Source organism: Bhargavaea massiliensis, from assembly GCF_050480245.1.
In the GTDB taxonomy this organism is placed as follows: Bacteria; Bacillota; Bacilli; order Bacillales; family Anoxybacillaceae; genus Anoxybacillus.
The window spans coordinates 19556-45271 of sequence record NZ_JBCNEQ010000003.1; the positions used below are offsets into that span (position 1 = coordinate 19556).

Genomic DNA, 25716 nt, shown 5'->3' on the forward strand with positions numbered 1-25716 from the left:
CTTATTCATGGTTAGCGGTGTGCAAATGCAGTATTACAAAGTGTGCAAGCGAAAATTATGGTTGTTTTCAAAAGGAATTGCGATGGAAAATGAACATGAGCGGGTTATAGAAGGGAAGATTTTACACGAACGAGCTTATCCACGTTTGGAAGATAGGGAAATTTTAGTAGATGATGCATTTAAGTTAGATGCTTTGGATGGAGAGTACATTCGTGAAATTAAACTTTCAAGTAAAATGTCAGAGGCAGATCGGTTTCAAATGCTGTATTACCTATATGGGTTGAAGAAGCGAGGCGTTCAGAAGAAGGGGTTAATTAGCTATACGAAAGAGCGGAAAACGGAAGAAATAGAACTAACGGAAAAAGATGAGGTAGCAATTGAAAAGGCGATAAAGGAAATTTATGCAATCGTTCACTCCGCTTCTCCACCGAAGCTAAAAAAACTGCCTTATTGTACAAAATGCGCGTATTATGAGTTTTGTTTTGCGCTGGAAGGTGATGATTAATGTTAAGGGATCACTACATTTTTTCTAACGGTAGGCTAAAAAGAAAAGACAATACGCTATACTTTTTTGATGAAGAAGAAAATAAAAAAAGTCTTCCTGTTCATCAAACGGACAATTTATATGTATTTGGAGAAATAGATTTAAACTCATCGCTATTAAATTTATTGAGCCAGCACGATGTTCATCTTCATGTATTTAATTATTATGGCTTTTATGCAGGAACGTTTTGTCCGCGGAATAAAAAAGTTTCAGGATTTACAGTAGTGCGACAAAGCGCCCATTATCTTGACTTGGAAAAAACGGTTATACATGGCAAAGGCATTTTTGCAAAGCGCGGTTCACCATATGTTACGGAATATTCGCCGGTATAAAGAAAAAACAGAACAATATGTGCAAGCTATCGAAGAGGAAGCAAAAAAGATGGATAGTGCCACGACAGTTCAAGAACTAATGGGAATCGAAGGGCGCATTCGTCAACATTATTATCAGTCATTTAATGCGATTTTGAGGCAAGATTTTATCTTTGAAAAACGAACGAAACAACCGCCGCAGGATCCGCTAAATGCGCTTATTTCGTTTGGAAATTCACTTTGTTATACGGCCGTTTTGTCGGAAATTTATAAAACACAATTAGACCCGACGATTAGTTTTTTACATGAGCCGTCAACGAAAAGGTTTTCTTTATGTCTAGATTTATCCGAGATTTTCAAGCCATTGATTGTCGACGTAGTGATTATTTCTTGCATTAACAACCGCATTATTACTCAGAAGCATTTTGACTTTTTAGATGGGATGGTCTTGCTAAATGAAGAAGGCAAAAAGCGTTTTATTAAAGAGTGGGATGAGAAGCTATCAACAACCGTACAACATCGAAGACTGAAGCGAAAAGTAAGCTATCGGTATTTTATTCGTCTGGAATGCTATAAGCTGATTAAGCATTTCATTGGCGATGAACCTTATAAACCGTTGAAGGCATGGTGGTAATATGTTTGTAATTATTACGTACGATGTTGGAGAAAAACGCGTGAATAAAGTATGCAAAAAATTAAGGGAATACTTAACATGGACGCAAAACTCTGTGTTCGAGGGGGAAATCACAAAAAGTTTGTTGATGAAATGTTTAAATGAAATTGATCAAATCATTGATGAAGATGAGGATTCCATCTATATTTACGAGGTGGCTAATCCGAAGAACATCAAAAAGCAAGTGTTTGGACAAGAAAAAAACTTTGATGAATTGTTTCTTTAACATTTGCAGTGAACCTAGACTTTTAAAAAATGGGTCAAAACGCTTGATATATCAATGAAAAATGCGGTATTTTTAAAGAAGAAGAAAAACACAACCGGCACTTTACTGCAAAACGCAGAAGATTGTCATATCAACGCTTTCCAAAAATCGTTGATATGACAGCACTTTTTGCTTTTGGATTTTAGGGGGTTTTATTTGAACGTAGTGGGATGTAAAGGTATGTATTTGGAACAATCAAAATTATAAAATTGCTGTTTTATTTGAACGTAGTGGGATGTAAAGTCCGTTTTGGAAGGAAGGTTTTTTATTAAAAGAAGGTGTTTTATTTGAACGTAGTGGGATGTAAAGCCGAATTAGGCGAAAAATTCGGGGCATAGGGGGAGCGCGAGTTTTATTTGAACGTAGTGGGATGTAAAGTTGAATTCTGTTGCTTCAAAAATTAAATTCTGGATGGGCGTTTTATTTGAACGTAGTGGGATGTAAAGCGGTGATGGGATGGTATGGGAGTACGAAGGAAAACGGTTTTATTTGAACGTAGTGGGATGTAAAGAAAATACCGTATGTATTTAGGGGGAGATAAGATGCGTTTTATTTGAACGTAGTGGGATGTAAAGCATCCTGTATTCAACGCGATGGTTTTGATCGGTTCTGTTTTATTTGAACGTAGTGGGATGTAAAGTCGGGCGATTCACACATGGAACGTGGATTACACTTGTGCGTTTTATTTGAACGTAGTGGGATGTAAAGGCGACAGGGAGCGCAGCGCCAAGCTGGTCTAACATTCGTTTTATTTGAACGTAGTGGGATGTAAAGAAAGTACAATCGCAACAAAAACCGTCTGACGGGAAACTGTTTTATTTGAACGTAGTGGGATGTAAAGTTTTACCAGATGGTTTTAGTATACAAAAACTGCATACCGGTTTTATTTGAACGTAGTGGGATGTAAAGTTTCTAAACTGTATAATGAAACATCGGTACAGATAACATGTTTTATTTGAACGTAGTGGGATGTAAAGTCTCTTGTGATCGTCCCAGATGTTCGGCGATCTCTTTTGGTTTTATTTGAACGTAGTGGGATGTAAAGAAGGAAAGGAAGGAACGGAAGGATTGGGCGATGATCGGTTTTATTTGAACGTAGTGGGATGTAAAGTAAACAAAAGTAGCATAGGGTTTGCCGTCAACATAGTTTTATTTGAACGTAGTGGGATGTAAAGCAAAAAGAAATGGGGGGAGGAGAAAGAAACGTACGATGGTTTTATTTGAACGTAGTGGGATGTAAAGCAGGAACAACTGGAGGCGCAGGAACTGGGAGCTTTAATAGTTTTATTTGAACGTAGTGGGATGTAAAGATTGAAGCGTTTGAAAAAGGTGGATTTGATGTTCCGTTTTATTTGAACGTAGTGGGATGTAAAGGTATCATACGAAGCAACGAAAATTAATGATATTCACGCGTTTTATTTGAACGTAGTGGGATGTAAAGTCACCTAAACACGTAGAGCGTGTGACATGGAATGCAGGTTTTATTTGAACGTAGTGGGATGTAAAGCTGATTTCCATATCCGTGCTGAGCGCAAGAATTGATGGTTTTATTTGAACGTAGTGGGATGTAAAGATATTTTCGTTGAGACGTTTCAAAATTTAGCCGACATCAGTTTTATTTGAACGTAGTGGGATGTAAAGAGAATAAATGTAAAACCAATTCCAAAACTGATTATGTTTTATTTGAACGTAGTGGGATGTAAAGGTCTATTGCGGAAAACTTCGCTGGGGGAAAAACTCAAAGTTTTATTTGAACGTAGTGGGATGTAAAGGTGCCAGATCGTTTAATGCAGGCAGTTGAGGTATTAAAGTTTTATTTGAACGTAGTGGGATGTAAAGTTGGATAATTATGAGCGTGGAATGGGAACTCGGAAGTTTTATTTGAACGTAGTGGGATGTAAAGCAGTGAACGATGGTAATGAGCGATTGTTTACGATGGCGCGTTTTATTTGAACGTAGTGGGATGTAAAGCTGGATCAGCGAGAATTTGCAAGCACACTGAATAGGTTTTATTTGAACGTAGTGGGATGTAAAGTCGATAAGGTAACAACATCGACGGGCTTCCCTTTTCTCAGTTTTATTTGAACGTAGTGGGATGTAAAGAATGGAAGGTCATCGTCACTAATTTCAATCACTTCACCGTTTTATTTGAACGTAGTGGGATGTAAAGAAGGTACGCGATACACATAACGTGTACGATCGTGTTTCGTTTTATTTGAACGTAGTGGGATGTAAAGTTAAAATCGTTGCCGGTTCAACTGCTGAAAAAATCATGAGTTTTATTTGAACGTAGTGGGATGTAAAGATGCTTCAAAATCAATATACATTTGACCGCTTTCATCAAGTTTTATTTGAACGTAGTGGGATGTAAAGTTATTATTATACTTTCCTTACAAGTACATTATAAACCTGCGTTTTATTTGAACGTAGTGGGATGTAAAGTCGATGGTAAAGATCAAATCAAGAAAGTTTACGTCAGTTTTATTTGAACGTAGTGGGATGTAAAGTTGCAATCAATTCTTTAATCTCTGGCGAAAGTTCAAGTTTTATTTGAACGTAGTGGGATGTAAAGCAGGGCGTATATCTGGGAAGACTGTTCATCTCAAGTTTAGTTTTATTTGAACGTAGTGGGATGTAAAGAAGGTACGCGATACACATAACGTGTACGATCGTGTTTCGTTTTATTTGAACGTAGTGGGATGTAAAGAATAAAAAATATATATATAGTGAAGATGAATTTGAGTTTTATTTGAACGTAGTGGGATGTAAAGCTAGCGGAAATGTTCGAAGGCATTGACCGCGTATTGAAGTTTTATTTGAACGTAGTGGGATGTAAAGTCGATGGTAAAGATCAAATCAAGAAAGTTTACGTCAGTTTTATTTGAACGTAGTGGGATGTAAAGTTAGGTTGTCCCGGAGGTTGTGAAGGAGGATGAATGGCGTTTTATTTGAACGTAGTGGGATGTAAAGCCATTCCCTCCGAATAATATACTAGAATGTCCCGGCTGGTTTTATTTGAACGTAGTGGGATGTAAAGAAAGAAAAAGAAGACAAACGCAGCGAGGGACACAATGTGTTTTATTTGAACGTAGTGGGATGTAAAGTCTGTAATACGTTAGCATATTGCTAATATGTGTTTTGTTTTATTTGAACGTAGTGGGATGTAAAGTTGACATATGCATAGTCTGAGCGTATAGCTTCGCCTGTTTTATTTGAACGTAGTGGGATGTAAAGAAAGCGGAGAAGTTTGCTTTGTGCCAGGAAATTAAACAAGTTTTATTTGAACGTAGTGGGATGTAAAGAAACTCAACAAAGGACGATCTTTTACAGCAACCATCAAGTTTTATTTGAACGTAGTGGGATGTAAAGACAAATGTGTAGTCGCTTGGGTTGACGGTTGTTCCGTTTTATTTGAACGTAGTGGGATGTAAAGATTGACAAGAGAAAATGCAATACATCCGCGCCTTCTTCAGTTTTATTTGAACGTAGTGGGATGTAAAGGTGGAACGAAATGACGCTTGGCGCCGGCAAGGAAGTCGTATGTTTTATTTGAACGTAGTGGGATGTAAAGATTGATTTTTGAAACATCACCGACAAGCCCCGTCGTCAGGTTTTATTTGAACGTAGTGGGATGTAAAGGTTTTAAAAATGTAACGGCCGTGCAGGACATTTTTGAGAGTTATCTGAACGTAGTGGGATGTAAAGACGCTTGGACGCGCACCGATGATCGTGAGTTCTTCTTCGAGTTATCTGAACGTAGTGGGATGTAAAAGACATTATGAAAAAGCGTTTCAGTCAAAGTTTGAAAACATCGTTGCTCAAGCGGACAGGATGATGGCGCCATCGGAGAAGTTTCGTGAAGGGGAGCAGCCATCCATTGCTTGTCCTTTTCAATCACTTTTTGTTTTGGGCTGTAGTCATCATTTTTGTATATTATATTGAAAAACGCATAGGAAATAGACGGAAGCTTAGTAACGTATGAAAAGGTGTCCCGAGTGCGTGTGGGACACCTTTTTAACTACGATCCTTTTTTCCCTTTCTCGTGTTTATAACATTCGTGATATAACTTCATTAATGCGCGTTTTTCGATGCGGGAGACGTAGCTGCGAGAAATGCCGAGTTTTTTGGCGATCTCGCGCTGGGTGCGTTCAGGTTGCATATTTAATCCGAAGCGGCTAATGATGACTTCACGTTCGCGATCGTCAAGGACGTGTAAATGTTGGGCAATGCTTTCAAGTTCGTTACTTTTTTCAATCGTGTCAATAATGTCTTCATCTTCCGACTTTAATACATCTAACAAACTAATTTCGTTTCCGTCACGATCTTGCCCGATTGGATCGTAAAGGGAAACATCTTTTTTTGTTTTTTTGAGCGAACGCAAGTGCATAAGTATTTCATTCTCGATACAACGGGCAGCATACGTGGCAAGCTTTGTTCCTTTTCCGGTTGAGTAGCTTTCGATCGCTTTAATTAACCCGATCGTGCCGATTGAAATTAAATCTTCTGGGTCTTCTCCGGTGTTTTCAAACTTTTTCACAATGTGCGCAACGAGACGTAAATTATGCTCGATCAGCTTGTTTCGGGCGTATTCATCTCCATTAGCCATCTGTTTTAAATACATCGCTTCTTCATTTGCATCAAGCGGTTGCGGAAAGGCATTGTTTTTCACATAAGAAACTAAAAAGACAAGCTCTTTTATAAACAAAGCAAGTGCAGAGAAAATGGTGCCCATCATCGTTCACCTCACAAGTGGTCATTTGTTGCTTATGTATGTATATGCGCTAGAAAACTTGTTCGTGTTTGGACACATCATTTTTCTTTTTTTCTTTTTGTCCCTTTGTTTTGTAAAAGAAAATGATGTATAATCGAAAATTGTAAAAATATACACGAAAGAAGGATGAATGGTGAGAAAGAGAATTATGAAGCCGTTAAAACTCACACCACCTCAACTGCTAGCTTTTATGTTTCTCTTTCTCGTTGTTGTGGGTGGGGTATTGTTAAAGCTGCCAATTGCGACGGAGCGAGAAATTAGTTGGCTTGATGCGTTATTTTTTTCAACATCTGCAGCAACGGTGACCGGATTAACTCCGATCGACCCAGGCTCTACGTTTACCGTATTTGGAGAAGTTGTTTTAATGATACTTATTCAAGTTGGTGGGCTTGGGATTATGACGTTTGCGGTGCTCGTCGTCATTATGCTTGGAAAAAAAATCGGAATGAAGCAACGCATGTTGATGCAAGAAGCGTTAAATCAGCCATCGCTTGGCGGTGTCATTCGTTTGGCGCGCAATTTACTGTTATTTTCTTTGTTTATGGAATGTATCGGGGTGATTTTGCTAGCTATTGATTGGGTACCGAAAATGGGATGGGCGAAAGGGCTATATTACAGCCTTTTTCATACGATCGCCGCGTTCAATAACGCTGGATTTGCGTTATGGCCTGACAATTTATCACGCTTTGTCGGCAATCCCATTGTCAACGTGACGATCACTTTATTAATCATCGTTGGGGGACTCGGTTTTACAGTCGTATTTGATGTATTGTACCAACGCCGTTGGAGAAAGTTATCCCTCCATACGAAGCTGATGTTAGTGATGACGCTTATTGTAAACGTTCTAGCGATTGTTGCCATCTTTTTATTTGAACATAATAACCCGAAGACGCTCGGTTCGCTTCCGTTTCGCGAACAACTATGGGCAGCGTACTTTCAAGGCATTACCCCGAGAACAGCTGGATTTAATACAGTTGATATCGGTTCACTTAAAGATCCGACAGCGATGCTGATGATTTTCCTTATGTTTATCGGGGCAGGAAGCACATCGACCGGTGGCGGGATTAAACTCACAACATTTGCGGTCATTATTTTTGCGGTCATGAGCTTTTTAAAAGGAAAAGAAGAAACAACAATTCGAATGAGAACGATTCGCCATACGACCATTTTACGTGCGCTGGCTATTGCATCGATGAGCATGTTGTTTATTTTCCTTGTCACGATGATTTTAACGCTTACCGAAGATGCTCCATTTTTAGTTCTTTTATTTGAAGTTGTATCTGCATTTGGGACCGTTGGGCTTTCGATGAATATGACTCCGCATTTGTCAGCAGTAGGAAAAATGCTGATCATCGTCGTCATGTTGTTTGGGAAACTTGGCCCGTTAACGCTCGTTTATTCGATTGCGAAACCGAAAAAAACAAACATTCGTTACCCGAATGGCGATATATTGACGGGATGAAAAAAGCGAGGGGGTTCCCTCGCTTTTATTGTGCTGGCTCTTGTGGCATAATTAAAATTTCTACGCGTCGGTTTTTGGCGCGTCCTTCTGGTGTCGCATTGGAAGCGATCGGTTTAAATTCACCGTATCCCTTTGCGCTAAATAATTGTGGATTTAACTTTGTATTTTCAAGCAAAAGTTTCATAAAGTTAACGGCGCGCATGACGCTTAATTCCCAGTTTGAAGCAAACTTCGCATTGTTGATCGGTACGTTGTCCGTATGTCCGCTAATGACGATGTTGCGCGGTGGATTCATGACAAGCAAGTTTGATATTTTTTTGGCGACATCGCGATATTGCGGTTTAATATCGGCACTTCCTGAGTCGAACAATACGTCGTTGGCGATCGTGACAAGCAGCCCTTCTTCTGTTATGGCGACAGACAATTCACCGCTTAATTGACTCGTTTTCACGTATTCATTAAATTTACTTTGAATCTTTTTTAACTCCTCGTATTCTTCTTTTGAAATTTTGACATACGGTTTTTGATTTGGTGAGTCTTTGATGACCGAGTCCATTTCTTCCCGCTCAATAGGGCTTAAATATTGCAACGCTCCTGTACCGCCTGTAAATACGCTATTGAAGGCGCGCGCAATTTCCATAAACTTTTTCGAGTCAATTTGACTGCTCGCAAATAATACGATAAATAGCGCAAGCAATAACGTCAATAAATCGGCGTACGGAATTAACCAGCTTTCATCAACATGTTCTTCATGATGATGTTTTTTATGCTTTTTCGCCATTATTTTGGGCTCCTTGTCCTAAAAGTTTTTGACGTTCGTTCATCGGTAAATACGAAGCTAATTTTTGTTCAATCGCCCGCGGTGCTTGCCCTTCAATAATGGAAAGTACCCCTTCGATCATTACTTGCCGCACTTTAATTTCTTCTTTCGATTTGCGTTTTAATTTGTTCGCAAATGGATGCCAAAGGACGTATCCGGTGAAAATCCCCATAAGTGTCGCAACGAACGCCGCACTAATCGCATGACCGAGACGTTCAATATCAGACATATCTTGCAAAGCGGCGATCAATCCAACGACGGCACCAAGTACCCCAAGCGTTGGGGCGTATGTACCGGCTTGTGTAAAAATCGTCGCATTCGCTAAATGGCGTTCTTCCATCGCTTCGATTTCTTCCGTCATGACATCGCGAATAAATTCTTGTGACTGTCCGTCAATGGCTAAACTTAATCCGTTGCGCAAAAACGGATCATCAATTTCAGCCACTTTTGCTTCTAACGCTAACAATCCTTCGCGGCGAGCGATGTTTGCCCATTCAACAAACAGAGGGATGAGTTCCTCAATTTTTGGCGTTTTTGACTCTTTAAAAATAACCCCAAATAATTTCGGCACTTTCGAAATTTCTTTCGTTGGAAAGGCGATTGTCACTGCGGCCGCTGTCCCTAATAAAATGATTAAAATCGCAGCAGGGTTAATGAGCACAGCTGGGCTTACCCCTTTAAACACCATTCCGGCTCCGACAGCGACAATGCCAAGAATGAGCCCGATTAAGGACGTACGGTCCATGGTATCACCTCTAATTGTAGAATGAAAAATAAATCCAAGTTTATCATATAATTTATCCGAATGTTTGAAAAGGGAAATTTGTACGAAAAAAACCCTTGAAGTGGAAACCTTCAAGGGTTAAATTTTCTTTAGCTTGAATGAGCCGACCATCAAAAGAGAAAGCGTGAAAATAATAAAAATAAAGACGTAAGGTGGGAAGTAATGAATCGTCAAGTAGCTTAGCGTCAATAAACATCCTGCTGCTGTAATCGGCAAACCGGTAAAATAGCCGTTGCTTTCGGTAATGTTAAAGCGCGCAAGACGAAATGCGCCGCAACCGATATAAAAAATCGTGAAAAATGAGCCTGGTGCGCCAAATTCGTGCAATAATCCTTGATAAAGTAATAGTGCAGGTGCTACTCCAAATGATATAATATCACTCATTGAGTCCAATTGCTTCCCCAAGTCGGATTCAATATTCATTTTCCGAGCGACCGTCCCATCAAAACGGTCGGCAAGTGCTGCAAGAAAAATAAATAGCACAGATACGTTTAGCTGTCCTTTCACCGCAAATAAAATTGCGAAGCCGCCTAAGCTTAAATTCGTCAACGTCAATACGTTCGCCATATGCGCTTTCAGTTTTTTAATGGTATGATCAATATGATCGGATAAAAACATACATGTTCACTCCTTTAGTTAAATCGTGCCGACCCACTTGCCAAAAATATCACTCGGCTACTAATATTTTATTGATAATAAGCAAACTAGTAAAGGATATTCTTTACTTTAGGGGGGAAAACCGTTGGTTAAATGGTTATATCGCTTATTCATTGAATTGACGAACCGTCCGCTTACGTCAAAGTGGCTCGCTTCGTTTACGTGCTCAAAATGGAGTCGGTTTATTATTCCATCTTATGCGAAAGTATATAAAGTCAATGAAGAAGAAATGGAAAAAAAGTTGCATGAATATGAGACGCTTCAACAATTGTTCGTTCGCACATTAAAAGAAGGGCTTCGTCCTATTGATGAACATCCTGACAGCGTCGTCAGCCCTGTCGATGCGGTTATTGAAGATGTCGGCATCATTACGGACCAAAAAGAAATTATCGTCAAAGGAAAAACGTATTCCATTCGTGAAATGCTTGGCGACGATCATATCGCTGAAAAATATTTGCATGGGACGTTCATTATTTTGTATTTAAGTCCAAGCCATTATCACCGCATTCATAGTCCAATATGTGGGGAAGTTGTGAAGCAATGGACGCTTGGCGGAAAGTCGTATCCGGTTAATCGCCTTGGATTGAAGTATGGGAAGGACCCTCTTTCTAAAAATTACAGAAAAATTACCGAACTGTGTACAAATGGTATGTATATGGCCATTGTGAAAGTTGGAGCGATGTTTGTCAACAGCATTGAATGGACGCACGAGCGTGAATATGTGAAAAAAGGGGAGGAAATCGGATATTTTTCATTCGGTTCAACGGTCGTGTTATTGTTTGAAAAAAATGCATTTACGTTAGACGAACATATCGTGCCACCGCTTGAAGTGAAAATGGGACAACGGCTCGGCTTTTTTGGGCAAAAGAAAAAGAGCCAATAAAGGCTCAAGCTGAAGATGATTGCTTTAGTTTATGGTGGAGACAGCGCCGGAAAATTTCGTCTTCAATAAGTTGGATAAACTCTTTGTTTAATTGTAATTCTTTCGCTTTGTAGTATGATTCAAGGAGTAAGTCGTCAGGCAAACCTTGCATTTTTTTCGCCTCCTTAGGTATACAACGGCTCATGTATACATATAATGGTAGGTTCATTTTCACTTTACCATAAATCGAAAATAAGAACAATCGTTCTGATTATCCACATGTGATGGTGGATAAGTTGTGGATTTATTGTTTATAAAGGTGATGGAATGTTGAAAAATGCGTGTGGATGATGTGTATAAAGTTATCCACAGGATGTGAAGATTGTTGGATTTTGTCGAAAAATTTTACAATCTGTTTATTTATGTAAAAAACAGGGGAGGATGGAGGAAGTATGTTAAAATATTTTTTGCCAAACGAACATGCGAAAAGTATTTTTGAAATTACCCCAGAGCATTTGCAAGAAAAAGGAATAAAAGGGATTATTACAGATTTAGACAATACGTTAATCGAATGGGATCGCCCGCTAGCAACGCCAGATGTTGCTCGCTGGTTTGAACAAATGAAGCAAAGCGGCATTCAGGTGACGATCGTATCTAATAATAATAAAAAGCGAGTTGAAGCGTTTGCGAAACCGCTTGGCATTCCGTTTATTTTCGAAGCGCGCAAACCGTTGACGCGAGCGTTTCAACAAGCGTTGCGCGACATGAAGCTGAAAAAAGAAGAAGTCGTTGTCGTTGGCGATCAGCTCCTTACCGATGTGTTTGGCGGCAATCGGCTCGGATTATATACGATTTTAGTCGTTCCTGTTGCGCAAACAGACGGGTTTTTTACTCGCATTAATCGAAACGTTGAACGAAAAATTTTAAATATCATGCGAAAAAAAGGTATGATTCATTGGGAGTGATCATGATGAGTGAACAAGTGATTTGCATCGGATGTGGAGTAACGATTCAAACGGAAGACGAAACGAAAATCGGATACGCGCCCCCTTCAGCGCTTGAGCGCGATCCTGTCATTTGTCAGCGCTGTTTTCGTTTAAAACATTATAATGAAGTGCAGGACGTATCGTTAACTGATGACGACTTTTTAAACATTTTGCATGGCATCGGACAAGCAGATGGCCTTGTAGTGAAAATTGTTGACATTTTCGATTTCAATGGCAGCTGGTTGCCGGGCTTACATCGATTTGTTGGAAAAAAAGATGTGCTTCTTGTCGGAAACAAAGTCGATTTATTGCCGAAGTCCGTCAAGCATGAGAAGGTAACGCGCTGGATGAAACAAACGGCGCGGGAGCTCGGTTTACAACCGCGCGATGTCTTTTTAGTGAGCGCTAATAAAGGGCATGGAATGAAAGAAGTGATGGCGGCGATCGATGAGTATCGCAACGGGAAAGATGTGTATGTCGTCGGTTGTACGAATGTTGGAAAATCAACGTTTATTAACCGTATCATTAAAGAAGCAACTGGGAAAGGAAACGTCATTACGACGTCATATTTCCCGGGAACGACATTAGATATGATTGAAATTCCGCTTGATGACGGAGCGGCGCTTTATGATACGCCAGGAATTATTAACCATCACCAAATGGCTCATTTTGTCGATAAAAAAGACTTGAAAGTCATTACACCGAAAAAAGAAATTAAACCGAAAGTATACCAATTAAACGAGCAGCAAACGTTATTTTTTGGGGGGCTTGCCCGGTTAGATTATATGAGTGGCGGAAGACGTCCATTTGTATGTTATATGTCAAATGAATTATTTATTCATCGGACGAAACGCGAACATGCGGATGAGTTGTATGAAAAACATCTTGGTGAACTGTTGCAGCCGCCGCGCAAAAGCTATTGCGAACAATTGCCACCGCTTGTCGCCCATCATTTTACGCTGAAAGAGTCAAAAACAGATATCGTTTTTTCAGGTCTCGGCTGGGTGACATGTCATGAGCCGGGTGCTCAAGTGATTGCGTATGCGCCAAAAGGTGTCGGTGTCATGTTGCGCAAATCGCTTATTTAACGCAAAGGGGGAGAGGAGTTTTGAAACTATTTGGGCTTATCGGCTGTCCTGTCCATCATTCGTTATCACCGCTTATGCATAACGATGCGTTTCAGACGTTACACATCGATGCACATTATCACGCATTTCATGTCGAGCCACATATGTTAAAAGAGGCGGTACAAGGATTAAAAGCGTTGCAATGTGCCGGTTTTAATGTGACAATTCCGCATAAAACAGCGGTCATGGAATATATGGATGAGCTAGACGAAACAGCAAAACAAATGGGTGCGGTCAATACGGTCGTCAATGAACGGGGGAAATGGGTTGGCTATAATACGGATGGTGAAGGATTTGTCCGAGCTTTATGCGAGCAAATGAACGTCCAATTATGTGGCGCGCGCATATTGCTTGTTGGTGCAGGTGGAGCGGCCCGAGGCATTTATTTTGCCCTTCTTCAACATCATGTGTCCGCTGTTGATGTATGTAATCGTACGGCAGGGAAAGCCGAGGCGTTTATTAAAAAAGAAAAGTCAGATGTGTATTCGCTTGAAGAAGGAGAAGAGCGTTTAGCGGAGTATGACATCGTCATTAACACAACGTCTGTAGGCATGTATCCGCATGTGGAGGCGATGCCAATTTCTCTTCGGAATTTAAAAAAAGATACAATCGTCAGCGATATCATCTATAATCCACTAATGACGAAATGGTTGCAAGAAGCGAAAGAAAAAGGTGCGCGCGTGCAAAACGGCGTCGGGATGTTTGTCTATCAAGGGGCGCTAGCCTTTGAAAAATGGACAGGCATCTTTCCAAATACGAAACGAATGGAACAACTTGTTATTCAAAAGTTAGGAGGAAAACCATGTTAACAGGAAAACAAAAACGATTTTTACGTTCTTTAGCTCATCATTTAGCGCCAATTTTTCAAGTAGGAAAAGGTGGCGTCAATGACAATATGATTAAACAAATTGCTGATGCGCTTGAGGCGAGAGAGCTCATTAAAGTAAGCGTATTAAAAAATTGCGATGAAGAGAAGGAAGTCGTTGCAGAGCAATTAGCGAGCGGAGCGGGGGCGGAAATCGTCCAACTCATTGGACATACGATCGTGTTATATAAAGAATCGCGTGAACATAAACAAATTGTGTTACCAAAATAGGAGCGGCGCGGTGAAAAAAGTAGGCATTTTAGGTGGGACGTTTGATCCGCCACATTACGGGCATTTATTAATTGCGGATGATGTACGAACGGAGTTGCAGCTCGATGAAATATGGTTTATGCCAAACTACATTCCGCCGCATAAAGACAAAAAAGTGACAGATCATATGCATCGCGTCAATATGTTGCATGCGGCGATTGCGAATCAGCCGCACTTTCGCGTTGAAACGATTGAATTAGAGCGAAAAGAGCGATCATATACGTATGATACGATCGTCTTGTTAAAGAAAAAGCATCCGCATACTATATTTTACTTTATTATTGGCGGGGATATGGTCGAATATTTGCCGCATTGGTATCGAATTGATGAGCTCGTTCGGCTTGTGCAATTTGTTGGTGTGAAACGTCCGGGTTATTCGCTTTGTACGCCTTACCCGATCATTGAAGTCGACGTGCCCGGATTTGCGGTATCTTCTTCGCTCATTCGTGAACGTATACAAAGCGGAAAAAGCGTGACGTACTTGTTGCCTGAAGCGGTTCAATTATATATAAAGGAGAATCGGTTGTATGAAACGTGAAGAAGCGTTAGCAATCGTGCGCAAGCAATTAAAAGAACAACGTTACATTCATACAGTAGGTGTGATGGAAACAGCGATTGAACTTGCGAAATTATATGGTGCGGATGTTCAAAAGGCAGAGCTAGCTGCGATTTTTCATGACTACGCCAAATTCCGTACGAAAGAAGAAATGAAGCGCATCATCATGGAACAACAAATGCCCCAAGACCTGTTATCATATAGCCCAGAGCTATGGCATGCGCCGGTTGGGGCATACTTAGTTCAAACGGAAGTCGGCATTCAAGATGAGGAAATTTTGCAGGCGATTCGTTATCATACATCAGGGCGTCCAAATATGACGCTGCTTGAGAAAATCGTATATATTGCGGACTATATTGAGCCTAATCGCTCGTTTCCGGGCGTTGACGAAGTGCGAGCGTTGGCGCGAGAACATTTAGATCGTGCGCTTTTTCGGGCGCTTCAAAATACGATTCAATTTTTAATGGATAAACATGAGCCGATTTACCCGGATACGTTTCATACGTATAATGATATAGCGAAAAAATTAAAGGGGGTTTCATCATGACAGAACGGGATATTTTACGGGTTGCCGTACAAGCAGCAGATGAAAAAAAAGCAGAGAACATCGTGGCATTAAATATGAAAGGCATTTCGCCTGTCGCTGACTACTTTATGATTTGCCATGGCAATTCAGATAAACAAGTACAAGCCATTGCGCGCGAAATTAAAGAAAAGGCGGAAGAACATGACATTTTAGTAAAACGTGTTGAAGGTTTTGATGAAGCAAGTTGGATTTTAGTCGATTTAGGGGATGTTGTCGTCCATGTATTCCGTAAAGAAGATCGGGAATATTACAATCTCGAACGGCTATGGGGCGATGCGCCGCTTGAGCAAATTGAGAGTGATCTCGGAGCATGACGTACGAACGGTTTGCGAGTTGGTATGATCAATTAATGAGCGATGCCCCGTATGATGCGTGGTGTGCACTCGTTGAACGAACCGTTGCTTCTTACGGAGTCGGAAAGCGGCTTCTTGATCTCGGATGCGGTACGGGGGAGCTTGCGATTCGGTTAGCTGAAAAAGGGTTTGAAGTGACCGGTGTCGACTTGTCAGAACAAATGTTGGCTATTGCGCAAATGAAGGCGCAAGAGCGCGGGGGCGATCTCTCATTTTTTCAACAAGATATGCGCGATTTTGGCCCGTTTGAGCCGTTTGATACGATCGTCATTTTTTGTGACTCGCTCAATTATTTATTACAGGAAGAAGACGTGACCGCCACGTTTTCGCGCGCATACGATCAATTGCGTCCGGGTGGATTGTTTTTATTTGATGTGCATTCTTTGTTTAAAATGGAAAACGTTTTTTTGCATCATGGGACGTTTGCCAGCAATGATGAACAAGTGAGTTATATATGGAACTGTTATCCGAGTTCATGGCCACATAGCGTTGAACATGAACTCACGTTTTTCGTTCAATTAGAAGAAGGTGTGTATGAGCGAGTCGATGAAGTGCATGTGCAGCGAACGTACGACGTTGCTCGATACGAAGCGTGGTTAAAAGAAGCAGGGTTTCGCTTGTTGCATGTATGGGCGGATTTTACGGAACAACAGCCGACAAATGAAAGTGAGCGCATTTTTTTCATCGCGCAAAAATAAGGTCCCAAAAGCAAACACTTTTGGGACTTTTTATTAGCAGGATTTTTAAAGTTAATCGCGAATGTTATCAATATGTTGGCGCACTTTTTCTGTTTCTTCGTAAAATTTTTCATGCGTTTTTTGAAAGAGGTGAACGAACAAATCCCCAACCTCTTTCTCTAACACCTCAATGCCTGCTCCAGTAATGCCACCTTTGACGCATACTTTTTCTTGTAATGTCGGTAGCGTATACAATTGTTGTTCAAGCAATGCACCTAGCCCTATGATCATATGCGTTGTTAACGTCGTTGCTTGTTCTTTTGTAATGGACGTTTGTTGAACTGCAGCATCGATAAATTTTTGAATTAAGTAGCTGAAAAAGGCAGGACCGCAGCTTGTTAAATCAGAAGCGATGCGCGTAATAGGCTCGTCTATGTATATTGGACGGGAAATGGAGCGAAAGAGCTGTTCGATCATTGTCCGATATACGTCCATACAACGCTCGCTTACGGTGATTAAAGAGCAGCCGGCAAGCGCACGATGTGTAATGCTTGGGATGACACGAATGACGTGGCATGGAACGAGCGATTCAAGTTGTTGAATGGATATCGGGCTTGTAATCGATACGATGCAATGATCATCGCTCAAGTGTGGACGTAGTTTTTGCAACAGAGCAGGCATGTGCAACGGCTTTGTGCAAATAAAAATGATCGTGGCATGTTTCACGACGTCTTCGTTCGTTTGCATCACATGTATGTTCGGATAACGTTTTTGTATGCTGTACGCTTTTTCAAGCGTCCGGTTCGTAATGAACAGTTGTTCTTGCTTCACTGCACTTCCATTAATAAACGACTCAATTAAAATCGTTCCCATGTTTCCTGTTCCGATAAACCCTATATTCAACGGTATCCCCCCTTATCCGTCACGCTATACGTCATATGTATGCAATGATGACGCTTTTTATGAAAGGGTGGAAGCATGAAGTGGATAAAAACGTATGAACGCTGGATATATATTGGGGCAATGGTCATTGGAGCGATCATTTGGACTATGCAGCAACAAGACGAAACAACAACACTTCCTTTAGAAGAACAAATAGAACAAAATGAACAGCCAATAGCGAAACAAGAAGAACAAGCGTCCATTGTCGTTGATGTGAAAGGAGCGGTAAAGCGAACAGGAGTATATGAAGTCGCCCCGACAAGCCGCGTTCATGATGTCATTCAACTTGCGGGAGGGCTAACCGAAGAAGCAGATGAAACGAAAGTGAATTTTGCGATGAAAGTGCATGATGAAATGGTCATTTACGTGCCAAAAAAAGGAGAAGAAATAAGCACAGAAACGGCCATAACTGACCATGCAAGCAGTTCAGACGGAAAAATTAACATTAACACAGCAACGATTGAACAACTACAAACGTTACAAGGAATTGGTCCGACAAAAGCATCCGCCATTATTGCGTATCGTGAGGAGCACGGCCCATTTCAAAAAGCGGAAGATTTACTTCATGTCAACGGAATCGGTCAAAAATCGTTTGAAAAAATAAAAGAACAAATTGTCGTTCGCTGAAATTGGCGATAAACTAAAGGCATAATGGACAAGGGGGAGAAGTAGATGGAGCGAATTACATGGGATCAATATTTTATGGCACAAAGCCATTTATTAGCGCTGCGCAGCACATGCACGAGGCTAGCCGTCGGAGCAACAATTGTGCGTGATAAGCGCATTATTGCTGGGGGATATAACGGTTCGATCGCAGGTGGGGCGCATTGTATCGATGAAGGATGTTATGTCATTGACAACCATTGCGTGCGCACCATTCATGCTGAAATGAACGCCATTTTGCAATGTGCAAAGTTTGGTGTGCCAACAGAAGGAGCGGAAATATACGTCACTCACTTTCCTTGCTTACAATGTTGTAAAGCGATTATTCAAAGTGGGATCAAAGCAGTTTATTATGCCAATGACTACAAAAATCATCCGTTTGCTTTACAGTTGTTTGAACAAGCCGGTGTAACGGTAAAGCACGTCCCGTTTGATATGGAATCCATTCCGACATTTTTGCACGCAAGGGGGAGATGAGATATCGTTTACGTGGCGATGGCGGCCGTTTTGGCCGTCTTGTCTATGTTAATAAAATCAACTGTTTGTTTTGTGTTGTCATTTGGGTATGGTTTCTTTTTATTTTGGCGTAAGCGTACGTTATTTTTCGCGTGCATGTGCTGTTATTTGTTCTTCTCGTTATGGAGCAAATGGGTAGATGCGCATAATGTGACGAAACTTTCGGGAAATGAGACAACCTTTTTTGTGCGATTCATTGCCCCAATTTATATTGATGGGGATCAAGTGAAAACGACTGTTCAATGGCAAAATGAACGGCTGCAACTTGCTTATCGTCTCCGAACCGAGCAGGAAAAGCGACAATGGGAAAGGCTTCAAATAGGGGCAACATGTTTGCTCAAAGGAACGCTTGAGCGTCCTTCTTTGCCGACAAATCCGTACGCTTTCAATTATCGTCGTTATTTGTTTCAGCAACATATTCATTGGATCGTTCGCCCCGTTTCCTTCGACCGTTGCGTGCGCACGAACGTGACGCTTATTGAACGATTACAAACAATTCGGCAACAAGGCATTCGCTATATTCGTAATCATTTTCCTAATGACGTTAGTGCGTTTATGCAAGCGTTGATTTACGGTGAACGAAGCGACATGCAACCGACCGTTCTTTTAAGTTACCAAAAGCTAGGCTTGATTCATTTGCTTGCGATTTCAGGCTTGCATATGACGTTGCTTGTCGGTGGTTGTTTTTATTTATTCATTCGTCTCGGTATAACAAGGGAACGAGCGACGATGATATTGCTTGGATGCATTCCGATGTACGTCATTTTAGCAGGAGCTGCACCGTCAGTCATGCGCGCTGCAATTATGACGAGTTGCTTTTTTCTCGCTTCTTCTCGTCTGCGCACAATCGATTCATTAAGCATCGCTTGCCTCGTTTTATTAGCAAAAGACCCGTATACGATGTTTCATCTTGGCTTCCAATTATCTTTCCTCGTTTGTTTTGCGCTAATCATTTGTTCCTCATTCATTCAAAATCAACGCTCTGTTATTCGACAGTTGTTTGCGACATCGTTTATTGCACAAATGAGTACATTGCCGCTTTTGCTTTATCATTTTTACGAAATTTCTCTTTTATCGATCCCGTTAAATGTCATCTTTGTTCCGCTTTATTCGTTTATTATTTTGCCGCTTTCGTTTGTAGCGTTATTTGCCCATATATGTATCCCGTTTCTTAGCCCGTTAATCATATATGGATTGACGGTAGTCATCGCTCATTCAAATGCGCTTGTGACTTCACTTTCCGATACGTTGATGCTTACGCTCGGTCGCCCGCCAGCGTTGTTAATCATTGCTTATGTTCTCTCCATCTGTCTTTTATTCCTTTCATTTGAACAACAAAAGCGAGCACATCTTTTTCGTTTTTCGTTTATTTTTGTGATTATTATCCATTTCATTTCACCGTTTTTTCGTCCGAGCGGGGAAGTGGTTATGTTAGACGTTGGACAAGGAGATAGTATATATATTGAACTTCCATATCGAAAGGCGATTTATATCATTGATACCGGGGGAACGATGTCATTTGCCGATGAATTGTGGAAAAAGCGAAAGCAGTCATTTCGTGTCGGGGAAGATGTGCTCGTTCCGTTTTTAAAGGCCAAAGGTGTGCGTACGATCGATGCGCTTATTGCAACACATGGAGATTTTGATCATATTGGGGATGCGGGCGATGTATTCGAAGCAGTTCGTGTCCGGAAATTGATGGTTGGTATGCAACAACAACGAAACGATTTGGAACAAACGTTAATTGAGCAAGCGAGCAAAAAAGGCGCTCGTGTGCAAATGGTCAAAAATGGCGATCGTTGGGCGGTCGGAGAAGCTCGATTTCATATTCTTTCTCCGTTTGGAAACGAAACGACGACAAATGACCGTTCTGTTGTGTTGTATGCATGGATGGGAGGGGCATATTGGCTATTTACCGGCGATTTAGAAGAAGAAGGGGAGCGGCGAATCATAAGCACATATCGGTCGTTGCCTGTTCACATCTTAAAAGTTGGTCATCACGGAAGCAAAACGTCAACGTCTGAACCATTTTTACAACATATTCGTCCCAAGGTGGCGCTCATTTCAGCTGGCCGACGCAACCGATACGGTCATCCGCATCATGAAGTGATTGACCGCTTACGTCAACATAACGTCCACATCTTTCGCACGGATGAACAAGGGGCCATCGTTATTCGTTTTCATAAGCGGATAAGCACCATTCAAACGTTTTCGCCATAATATGCAAGAAAAAAGAGACTGCAAATGGCAATCTCTTTTCTGCGTTCATTATGCACCGAAAAATTTAACGAGTGTGGCAATAATGAACATTGTGGCGAAAAAACCGAATGATACGATGAAGCCAACAGCCGAGTCCACAGCATCGTTGCGCGTACATTGAACGTTTTTTTCAAATTCGTTCATGACCATCCCTCCTACTTTCTCAGCATTAGTATAAGGGAAAAAAGAGAGAAAATCTACATTGTTGACAACAGTTGTCACAAATAGATCGCACGAGAACGGAAAAGATAAGGATACCCGTTGGACAAATGAGTTCCTAGGGCTTGTTTTCCAACGTTTAGATAAATGGGAGTTGGCAACTTTCGTTTGCTAACTCCCTTGTAAAATGCTCCGAAACGTTGTATGTTCTTTAAAGAGAGTGGATGAAGAATGGGGAAGAGAACATGGAACAACTATATGTCATATATGGCACGGAGCATTTTTTAATGAAACAAGCGCATGAGCAAATTATTCGACGAGCGTTATCGGATGAAGAGCGTGAATGGAACGTCAGTACATATGATTGCGAAGAGACGCCGATTGAAGTAGCGCTTGAAGACGCAGAAACGCTCCCGTTTCTCGGTGAGCGGAAAGTTGTGGTTGTCAAACAGCCGTATTTTTTAACAGCGGAAAAAGGAAAAGAAAAAGTAGAGCACGACGTCAAACGGTTAGAAGCTTACATCGAGCAACCAGCACCGTTCTCAAGCGTCATTTTTATCGGTCCATATGAAAAACTTGACGAACGTAAAAAGGTGACGAAAGCGTTATTAAAAAAAGCACATGTCATCGTTGCGAAGCCGCTGAATGAAAAAGAATTAAAGCAATGGATCAAAGGACAATGTCAAATCGATGATGACGCAATTGATGTATTGCTTACATTAGCAGGGACAGACTTAGCCACGTTGGCAAACGAAATCGAAAAGCTCATGCTTTTTGCCGAACATCGCGCAATTACAGCTAGCGACGTTCGTTTGCTTGTGTCGCGCACGCTCGAACAAAACGTATTTGTTCTCGTTGAACAAATGGCAAAACGAAACATTCCAGCTGCGCTGCAAACGCTTCAAGATTTGTTGCGGCAAAATGAAGAACCGATTAAGCTTGTGGCGTTGTTAGCAAGCCAATTTCGGCTCATTTATGAAGTGAAAGAACTGATGAAAACAGGGTACGGACAACAACAAATCGCCTCGATGTTAGGTGTTCATCCGTTTCGTGTAAAAGTGGCAGCAGGTTATGCGAGCGGATTTTCGGAGCAGCAGCTGATGCATATTTTATACGACTTAGCGGAAACCGACTATGCGCTAAAAAGCAGCGCGATGGACAAACAGTTGTTGTTGCAGTTGTTTTTCTTAAAGTTACAGCGGTAGAGAGACAATCTACCGCTTTTGTTGTAGCGCCTCGACATTAATCATGAAAAAAACACGATCGAGCGGATCACCTTGCATAAAGGCGAGCGTTTTCGGTTTGTATGTTCGCACGGTCGCAATATGTACAATTGCATCTAATTCCTGATCAGACAGTTGAGCAAATAATGAAATGGTTTTTAACCGCTCTTTGACCCAATGGAACATATATTTCCCCTCCGAAATATGGAAAAACAGCTTGCCGTGTATGACAAGCTGTTTTTTCATTATGCTGTAATGCTGTTCAATTTTTTCGCTAAACGTGATTTATAGCGATTTGCAGCATTTTTGTGGATTAAGCCTTTGCTAGCTGCTTTGTCGATTTTTTTCGTTGCAAATGCGAAAGCTTCTTTCGCTTTTTCCACGTCTTTTAATTCAACAAGCGCTTCAAATTTTTTGATTGCAGTGCGCATTGCTGATTTCATAGATGCGTTGTGAGCGCGACGCTTTTCGCTTGTTTTTGCACGTTTAATTGCTGATTTAATGTTTGCCATTTTTTTCACCTCCGTTAACCGATCGCAAATATATACGTTCAATACGCGACAGTTCGATGAACAATAAGAACAAGTGATATTCTACCAAACTGCTCTTAATTATGCAATAGGGCAAAGCCGGAAAAGTACGATTGTATGAAAAAGGAGGAAAATGGATAAAACAAATGATAAAAAGCAATGAAAGTGATGGAGGGGATCGCATGATTGATTTACGACCATATAGCGTGCGAACGGATTTAGCGATTGAAGCGCATGAAATTGCCATTGAGGAACGATTACAAAGCAAGCAGGAGACTTCGCTTGAAGGGGTATCCATTCGCGATTGGGAAGAAGACGGGGTCCATTTTTCGTTTGTAGAAGTGACAGAGGAAGGCGCAAAAACGTTAGGAAAAAAAGCTGGAAAATATTTAACGATTGAAGCGCAAGGCATTCGAACGCAAGACACCGACTTACAGCAAAAAGTAGAAAAACTATTTGCGAAACATTTTCATTCATTTTTACAGCAACTAGGTATTCCTCAAGAAGCAAGTTGTCTTGTTGTTGGGTTAGGGAATGCGGAAGTCACCCCAGATGCACTTGGCCCGATTGCTGTTTCGAATTTAGTCGTAACGCGCCATTTATTTGAACTGCAGCCTGAAAGTGTTCAAGACGGATTTCGCTCTGTGAGCGCACTCGCTCCAGGAGTGATGGGGATGACCGGAATGGAAACGAGCGACATTATTGCGGGTATCGTGGAAAAAATTAAACCGGATTTTATCGTTGCTATTGACGCATTAGCTGCCCGTTCGATCGAACGGGTAAACGCCACGATTCAAATTTCAGATACAGGTATTCATCCAGGAGCAGGGGTTGGGAATAAACGGAAAGAACTAAGTAAACAAACGCTAGGTATTCCTGTCATTGCGATTGGAGTGCCGACGGTCGTTGATGCCGTATCGATTGCAAGCGATACAATTGATTTATTGTTAAAACATCTCGGTCGTGAGATGAAAGAAGGCAATCGAGCAGCGCGCGCGTTGGCCCCAGCTAATTTTGTATTCGGAAAGAGAAAAAAATTGACGGAAGAAGATTTGCCGAATGAGTCAAATCGTTCTGCTTTTTTAGGCATGGTTGGCATGCTAGATGAAGAAGAAAAGCGGCAATTAATTTATGAAGTGCTTGCCCCGCTCGGCCATAATTTAATGGTTACGCCAAAAGAGGTCGATTTATTTATCGAGGAGATGGCGAACATATTAGCTAGTGGGTTAAATGCGGCTTTACATCATCACATCGATCAAGAAAACGTTGGAACGTACACCCATTAGTTTTTCGTTCTATCTTTCAAAGCGTTGTCATATTGATAGAGTAGACAAGCTTTGAAAGGGTGAAATGATGAAAATGATGGTGACCGTTCACGGGACAAGTATAAAAAAGTGGTTTATATTTATTTTGTTTACATTTATGGGAACATTGACAGTTGTCGCTACAATGACAGCGACGTCGACATATCGTCTTTCTTCTTCTTCCGTTCATGAAGTGGCGCATCGTTTTTCAGCGGAATCGCTCGTACATTTGCTGTCGTTTGAAAATGCGTACTTTCGGGAAATGTTGCCGAAAGAAAAACAACAACTACCGTACTCCACATATTTTTTCGAACTGACGACAAGCGTCAACTTTAATGATCCGCGCAGCTTGCTAGGAAGAGAACTACCGGGCTTTTCGTTGTACGATAGTGAAATTATTTTAGCTGGGGAAGGAACGGATTTTACAAACATCCCATACGAATCGCCGCCCCCTTTAGAAGTATTGCTTGCTGAGCGAGAAGCTGCGCAAGAACAGCTTCAAGAGGAAGAAACACCACCTGCTCCTGCGCCGTCACAAACGACGGGAGGGAAAAAAGTAGTCTACATTTATCATACGCATACACAAGAGTCGTATTTGCCAGCGTTAAAAGGGGTAACGAATCCAAACTTTGCCCATCATCCGACCGTGAATGTAACAAAAGTGGGCAAAAAATTAGGAGAAGAGCTAGAAAAGCGTGGCATTGGTGCGGTTGTCGATACAACCGACTTTATAAGCAAATTATTAAAAAGCAATATGGAATATTATCAAGCGTATGATATGTCGCGTAAAACGGTCGTTGAAGCGATGGCGAACAATCGTGACGTGCAATATTTGATTGATATTCACCGTGATTCTCGTCGCCGCAATGATACGACCGTAACGATTAACGGGGTCAACTATGCGAGGGTGTCGTTTATTATCGGCGGGGAAAACGCAAAGTATGAAAGAAATTTGCAGCTTGTCACGAAATTGCACGAGTTACTTGAAAAAAAATATCCGGGGTTAAGTCGCGGAACGTTTGAGAAAAAAGGAGCTGGCACAAACGGAAAGTTTAATCAAGATTTATCAGAAAACGCCATTTTAATTGAATTTGGTGGTGTGGATAACACGTTCCAAGAATTGTATCGGACAGTATCAGCTGTTGCTGACGTATTTAGCGAATATTATTGGCAGGCGGAAAAGGTCAATGCGAAACAGCCAGCAGAAAAAAAGTAGGTGAGTAAGATGGTGAAATTTACGATTCAAAGTTTACTCATCGCCGTCATTTTTTTAGTTGGTGTATTGCTCGGCATGCAACAAGCGAACGAAGGAATGCGGAAAATGAAAGGGTATAACGACCCGTCGCTTGAGCGAGTCGTACACGTATCAAAAGATGAAACGATTGTGCTCGGACAATCTATTGAAGAGAAAAAAGAAAAACTGCAACAAATTGAAGCGTTTAACATGTTTTCAAAGGCAGGACAGAAGCTTGCAGCGTTCGTTCATTCGCTCGTTGAACAAATGCTTTCATTTGCGCAAAAGGCGGGATAGCACTCCGCCTTCTTTTTTTG

The 25716-nt window shown here is 41.2% G+C and carries 28 protein-coding genes, 1 pseudogene and 1 CRISPR repeat array; of the genes and pseudogenes, 20 read left to right on the forward strand and 9 right to left on the reverse strand.

Translation table 11 applies throughout. The features are described 5' to 3' along the window. Positions 1–7 precede the first annotated feature (7 nt). The 3 genes and pseudogenes from cas4 to cas2 all read left to right on the forward strand — a co-directional run bounded on the left by cas4 (position 8) and on the right by cas2 (position 1754). Positions 8–505 (forward strand): CRISPR-associated protein Cas4, encoded by a 498-nt coding sequence (cas4, locus tag ABEV15_RS00825; RefSeq protein ID WP_498852121.1) that lies wholly within the window; start codon positions 8–10, stop codon positions 503–505. Then, a pseudogene (gene cas1b, locus ABEV15_RS00830) lies at positions 505–1489 on the forward strand (type I-B CRISPR-associated endonuclease Cas1b). The gene cas4 and the pseudogene cas1b overlap by 1 nt, the downstream one beginning before the upstream one ends. A gap of 1 nt (position 1490) precedes the next feature. Further along, positions 1491–1754 carry a CRISPR-associated endonuclease Cas2 gene (gene cas2 / locus ABEV15_RS00835; protein ID WP_012574449.1) on the forward strand — a complete coding sequence of 88 codons (264 nt, stop codon included), beginning with the start codon at positions 1491–1493 and terminating at the stop codon, positions 1752–1754. Positions 1755–1942: 188 nt separating this feature from the next. Then, positions 1943–5565: a CRISPR direct-repeat array (repeat unit 29 nt; unit sequence GTTTTATTTGAACGTAGTGGGATGTAAAG). 246 nt (positions 5566–5811) lie between these two features. Here the strand turns inward: cas2 and sigK are convergent. Continuing rightward, positions 5812–6525 (reverse strand): RNA polymerase sporulation sigma factor SigK, encoded by a 714-nt coding sequence (gene sigK, locus ABEV15_RS00840; protein ID WP_498852122.1) that lies wholly within the window; start codon positions 6523–6525, stop codon positions 5812–5814. A gap of 169 nt (positions 6526–6694) precedes the next feature. On the opposite strand from sigK, the gene ABEV15_RS00845 reads away from it, so the two are divergent. Then, the gene (locus ABEV15_RS00845; protein WP_498852123.1) at positions 6695–8026 is read left to right on the forward strand and encodes a TrkH family potassium uptake protein; all 1332 of its coding nucleotides are present in this window, start codon (positions 6695–6697) and stop codon (positions 8024–8026) included. A 25-nt stretch (positions 8027–8051) separates the two neighbouring features. Here ABEV15_RS00845 and motB read toward each other — a convergent pair whose 3' ends face one another. From motB to pssA, 3 genes are all read right to left on the reverse strand, one after another. Beyond that, entirely contained in the window at positions 8052–8807 is a 756-nt protein-coding gene (motB, locus tag ABEV15_RS00850; RefSeq protein WP_498852124.1) for a flagellar motor protein MotB, read from the reverse strand. Beyond that, entirely contained in the window at positions 8791–9591 is an 801-nt protein-coding gene (motA, locus tag ABEV15_RS00855) for a flagellar motor stator protein MotA (RefSeq protein ID WP_429635105.1), read from the reverse strand. Before motA ends, motB begins: the two co-directional genes overlap by 17 nt. A gap of 117 nt (positions 9592–9708) precedes the next feature. Then, positions 9709–10248 carry a CDP-diacylglycerol--serine O-phosphatidyltransferase gene (pssA, locus tag ABEV15_RS00860; RefSeq protein ID WP_429633484.1) on the reverse strand — a complete coding sequence of 180 codons (540 nt, stop codon included), beginning with the start codon at positions 10246–10248 and terminating at the stop codon, positions 9709–9711. Between the two features lie 124 nt (positions 10249–10372). Here pssA and ABEV15_RS00865 point away from each other — a divergent pair, with 124 nt between their 5' ends. Next, positions 10373–11170 (forward strand): phosphatidylserine decarboxylase, encoded by a 798-nt coding sequence (locus ABEV15_RS00865; protein ID WP_429633482.1) that lies wholly within the window; start codon positions 10373–10375, stop codon positions 11168–11170. 4 nt (positions 11171–11174) lie between these two features. On the opposite strand, the gene ABEV15_RS00870 is transcribed toward ABEV15_RS00865, so the two are convergent. Beyond that, positions 11175–11321, reverse strand: coding sequence for a sporulation histidine kinase inhibitor Sda (locus tag ABEV15_RS00870; RefSeq protein ID WP_429633480.1), 147 nt, complete (start codon positions 11319–11321; stop codon positions 11175–11177). 280 nt (positions 11322–11601) lie between these two features. Between ABEV15_RS00870 and ABEV15_RS00875 the strand changes: the two genes are divergently transcribed. From ABEV15_RS00875 to ABEV15_RS00910, 8 genes are read left to right on the forward strand one after another with little or no spacing between them, the layout of a single operon-like run. Next, a complete protein-coding gene (locus ABEV15_RS00875; protein ID WP_498852125.1) occupies positions 11602–12114 on the forward strand; it encodes a YqeG family HAD IIIA-type phosphatase in 513 nt (170 codons plus the stop codon). A 5-nt stretch (positions 12115–12119) separates the two neighbouring features. Continuing rightward, a complete protein-coding gene (yqeH, locus tag ABEV15_RS00880; RefSeq protein ID WP_498852126.1) occupies positions 12120–13223 on the forward strand; it encodes a ribosome biogenesis GTPase YqeH in 1104 nt (367 codons plus the stop codon). A 20-nt stretch (positions 13224–13243) separates the two neighbouring features. Further along, positions 13244–14071, forward strand: coding sequence for a shikimate dehydrogenase (aroE, locus tag ABEV15_RS00885; protein ID WP_498852127.1), 828 nt, complete (start codon positions 13244–13246; stop codon positions 14069–14071). Then, on the forward strand, positions 14065–14358 hold the full coding sequence (gene yhbY, locus ABEV15_RS00890) for a ribosome assembly RNA-binding protein YhbY (RefSeq protein WP_429633472.1): 294 nt from the start codon (positions 14065–14067) through the stop codon (positions 14356–14358). Before aroE ends, yhbY begins: the two co-directional genes overlap by 7 nt. 10 nt (positions 14359–14368) lie before the next feature. After that, complete coding sequence (locus tag ABEV15_RS00895; protein WP_429633470.1) at positions 14369–14935, forward strand: nicotinate-nucleotide adenylyltransferase; 567 nt, start codon at positions 14369–14371, stop codon at positions 14933–14935. Then, positions 14925–15500: a bis(5'-nucleosyl)-tetraphosphatase (symmetrical) YqeK gene (gene yqeK, locus ABEV15_RS00900; RefSeq protein WP_429633468.1), complete on the forward strand. Its 576-nt coding sequence runs from the start codon at positions 14925–14927 to the stop codon at positions 15498–15500. Before ABEV15_RS00895 ends, yqeK begins: the two co-directional genes overlap by 11 nt. Then, positions 15497–15853, forward strand: a complete 357-nt coding sequence (gene rsfS, locus ABEV15_RS00905) for a ribosome silencing factor (RefSeq protein WP_429633466.1) — start codon at positions 15497–15499, stop codon at positions 15851–15853. The genes yqeK and rsfS overlap by 4 nt, the downstream gene beginning before the upstream one ends. Further along, the gene (locus ABEV15_RS00910) at positions 15850–16590 is read left to right on the forward strand and encodes a class I SAM-dependent DNA methyltransferase (protein ID WP_429633464.1); all 741 of its coding nucleotides are present in this window, start codon (positions 15850–15852) and stop codon (positions 16588–16590) included. Before rsfS ends, ABEV15_RS00910 begins: the two co-directional genes overlap by 4 nt. Positions 16591–16641: 51 nt before the next feature. Here ABEV15_RS00910 and comER read toward each other — a convergent pair whose 3' ends face one another. Continuing rightward, the gene (gene comER / locus ABEV15_RS00915; protein WP_498852128.1) at positions 16642–17472 is read right to left on the reverse strand and encodes a late competence protein ComER; all 831 of its coding nucleotides are present in this window, start codon (positions 17470–17472) and stop codon (positions 16642–16644) included. 75 nt (positions 17473–17547) lie between these two features. On the opposite strand from comER, the gene ABEV15_RS00920 reads away from it, so the two are divergent. The 3 genes from ABEV15_RS00920 (at position 17548) to ABEV15_RS00930 (ending at position 20910) form a co-directional block, all read left to right on the forward strand. Further along, complete coding sequence (locus ABEV15_RS00920) at positions 17548–18138, forward strand: helix-hairpin-helix domain-containing protein (protein ID WP_498852129.1); 591 nt, start codon at positions 17548–17550, stop codon at positions 18136–18138. 45 nt (positions 18139–18183) lie between these two features. After that, entirely contained in the window at positions 18184–18651 is a 468-nt protein-coding gene (locus ABEV15_RS00925; RefSeq protein WP_429633458.1) for a ComE operon protein 2, read from the forward strand. A 72-nt stretch (positions 18652–18723) separates the two neighbouring features. Continuing rightward, a complete protein-coding gene (locus ABEV15_RS00930) occupies positions 18724–20910 on the forward strand; it encodes a DNA internalization-related competence protein ComEC/Rec2 (RefSeq protein WP_498852167.1) in 2187 nt (728 codons plus the stop codon). Between the two features lie 48 nt (positions 20911–20958). On the opposite strand, the gene ABEV15_RS00935 is transcribed toward ABEV15_RS00930, so the two are convergent. Then, positions 20959–21093 carry a YqzM family protein gene (locus ABEV15_RS00935; protein WP_003393868.1) on the reverse strand — a complete coding sequence of 45 codons (135 nt, stop codon included), beginning with the start codon at positions 21091–21093 and terminating at the stop codon, positions 20959–20961. Between the two features lie 239 nt (positions 21094–21332). Here ABEV15_RS00935 and holA point away from each other — a divergent pair, with 239 nt between their 5' ends. Continuing rightward, positions 21333–22313, forward strand: coding sequence for a DNA polymerase III subunit delta (gene holA / locus ABEV15_RS00940; RefSeq protein WP_498852130.1), 981 nt, complete (start codon positions 21333–21335; stop codon positions 22311–22313). Between the two features lie 9 nt (positions 22314–22322). On the opposite strand, the gene ABEV15_RS00945 is transcribed toward holA, so the two are convergent. Together ABEV15_RS00945 and rpsT are read right to left on the reverse strand one after the other, a co-directional pair. After that, positions 22323–22517, reverse strand: a complete 195-nt coding sequence (locus ABEV15_RS00945) for a cyclic nucleotide-binding domain-containing protein (protein WP_498852131.1) — start codon at positions 22515–22517, stop codon at positions 22323–22325. Between the two features lie 59 nt (positions 22518–22576). Then, positions 22577–22843 carry a 30S ribosomal protein S20 gene (gene rpsT / locus ABEV15_RS00950; protein ID WP_004889444.1) on the reverse strand — a complete coding sequence of 89 codons (267 nt, stop codon included), beginning with the start codon at positions 22841–22843 and terminating at the stop codon, positions 22577–22579. A gap of 200 nt (positions 22844–23043) precedes the next feature. Between rpsT and gpr the strand changes: the two genes are divergently transcribed. The 3 genes from gpr (at position 23044) to ABEV15_RS00965 (ending at position 25696) form a co-directional block, all read left to right on the forward strand. After that, positions 23044–24147, forward strand: a complete 1104-nt coding sequence (gpr, locus tag ABEV15_RS00955) for a GPR endopeptidase (RefSeq protein ID WP_429633451.1) — start codon at positions 23044–23046, stop codon at positions 24145–24147. Between the two features lie 64 nt (positions 24148–24211). Further along, the gene (spoIIP, locus tag ABEV15_RS00960) at positions 24212–25381 is read left to right on the forward strand and encodes a stage II sporulation protein P (RefSeq protein ID WP_498852132.1); all 1170 of its coding nucleotides are present in this window, start codon (positions 24212–24214) and stop codon (positions 25379–25381) included. A gap of 9 nt (positions 25382–25390) precedes the next feature. Continuing rightward, positions 25391–25696, forward strand: a complete 306-nt coding sequence (locus ABEV15_RS00965) for a YqxA family protein (protein ID WP_429633447.1) — start codon at positions 25391–25393, stop codon at positions 25694–25696. Positions 25697–25716: the final 20 nt, after the last annotated feature.

What these genes read in the sequence shown, in the direction of transcription:
- cas4 (WP_498852121.1), top strand. Translation starts at nt 8, where the DNA reads ATGGTTAGCGGTGTGCAAATGCAGTATTACAAAGTGTGCAAGCGAAAA.
- cas2 (WP_012574449.1), top strand. Translation starts at nt 1,491, where the DNA reads ATGTTTGTAATTATTACGTACGATGTTGGAGAAAAACGCGTGAATAAA.
- sigK (WP_498852122.1), bottom strand. Translation starts at nt 6,525, where the DNA reads ATGGGCACCATTTTCTCTGCACTTGCTTTGTTTATAAAAGAGCTTGTC.
- ABEV15_RS00845 (WP_498852123.1), top strand. Translation starts at nt 6,695, where the DNA reads ATGGTGAGAAAGAGAATTATGAAGCCGTTAAAACTCACACCACCTCAA.
- motB (WP_498852124.1), bottom strand. Translation starts at nt 8,807, where the DNA reads ATGGCGAAAAAGCATAAAAAACATCATCATGAAGAACATGTTGATGAA.
- motA (WP_429635105.1), bottom strand. Translation starts at nt 9,591, where the DNA reads ATGGACCGTACGTCCTTAATCGGGCTCATTCTTGGCATTGTCGCTGTC.
- pssA (WP_429633484.1), bottom strand. Translation starts at nt 10,248, where the DNA reads ATGTTTTTATCCGATCATATTGATCATACCATTAAAAAACTGAAAGCG.
- ABEV15_RS00870 (WP_429633480.1), bottom strand. Translation starts at nt 11,321, where the DNA reads ATGCAAGGTTTGCCTGACGACTTACTCCTTGAATCATACTACAAAGCG.
- ABEV15_RS00875 (WP_498852125.1), top strand. Translation starts at nt 11,602, where the DNA reads ATGTTAAAATATTTTTTGCCAAACGAACATGCGAAAAGTATTTTTGAA.
- yqeH (WP_498852126.1), top strand. Translation starts at nt 12,120, where the DNA reads ATGAGTGAACAAGTGATTTGCATCGGATGTGGAGTAACGATTCAAACG.
- yhbY (WP_429633472.1), top strand. Translation starts at nt 14,065, where the DNA reads ATGTTAACAGGAAAACAAAAACGATTTTTACGTTCTTTAGCTCATCAT.
- yqeK (WP_429633468.1), top strand. Translation starts at nt 14,925, where the DNA reads ATGAAACGTGAAGAAGCGTTAGCAATCGTGCGCAAGCAATTAAAAGAA.
- rsfS (WP_429633466.1), top strand. Translation starts at nt 15,497, where the DNA reads ATGACAGAACGGGATATTTTACGGGTTGCCGTACAAGCAGCAGATGAA.
- ABEV15_RS00910 (WP_429633464.1), top strand. Translation starts at nt 15,850, where the DNA reads ATGACGTACGAACGGTTTGCGAGTTGGTATGATCAATTAATGAGCGAT.
- ABEV15_RS00920 (WP_498852129.1), top strand. Translation starts at nt 17,548, where the DNA reads ATGAAGTGGATAAAAACGTATGAACGCTGGATATATATTGGGGCAATG.
- ABEV15_RS00925 (WP_429633458.1), top strand. Translation starts at nt 18,184, where the DNA reads ATGGAGCGAATTACATGGGATCAATATTTTATGGCACAAAGCCATTTA.
- ABEV15_RS00935 (WP_003393868.1), bottom strand. Translation starts at nt 21,093, where the DNA reads ATGAACGAATTTGAAAAAAACGTTCAATGTACGCGCAACGATGCTGTG.
- holA (WP_498852130.1), top strand. Translation starts at nt 21,333, where the DNA reads ATGAAGAATGGGGAAGAGAACATGGAACAACTATATGTCATATATGGC.
- ABEV15_RS00945 (WP_498852131.1), bottom strand. Translation starts at nt 22,517, where the DNA reads ATGTTCCATTGGGTCAAAGAGCGGTTAAAAACCATTTCATTATTTGCT.
- rpsT (WP_004889444.1), bottom strand. Translation starts at nt 22,843, where the DNA reads ATGGCAAACATTAAATCAGCAATTAAACGTGCAAAAACAAGCGAAAAG.
- gpr (WP_429633451.1), top strand. Translation starts at nt 23,044, where the DNA reads ATGATTGATTTACGACCATATAGCGTGCGAACGGATTTAGCGATTGAA.
- spoIIP (WP_498852132.1), top strand. Translation starts at nt 24,212, where the DNA reads ATGATGAAAATGATGGTGACCGTTCACGGGACAAGTATAAAAAAGTGG.
- ABEV15_RS00965 (WP_429633447.1), top strand. Translation starts at nt 25,391, where the DNA reads ATGGTGAAATTTACGATTCAAAGTTTACTCATCGCCGTCATTTTTTTA.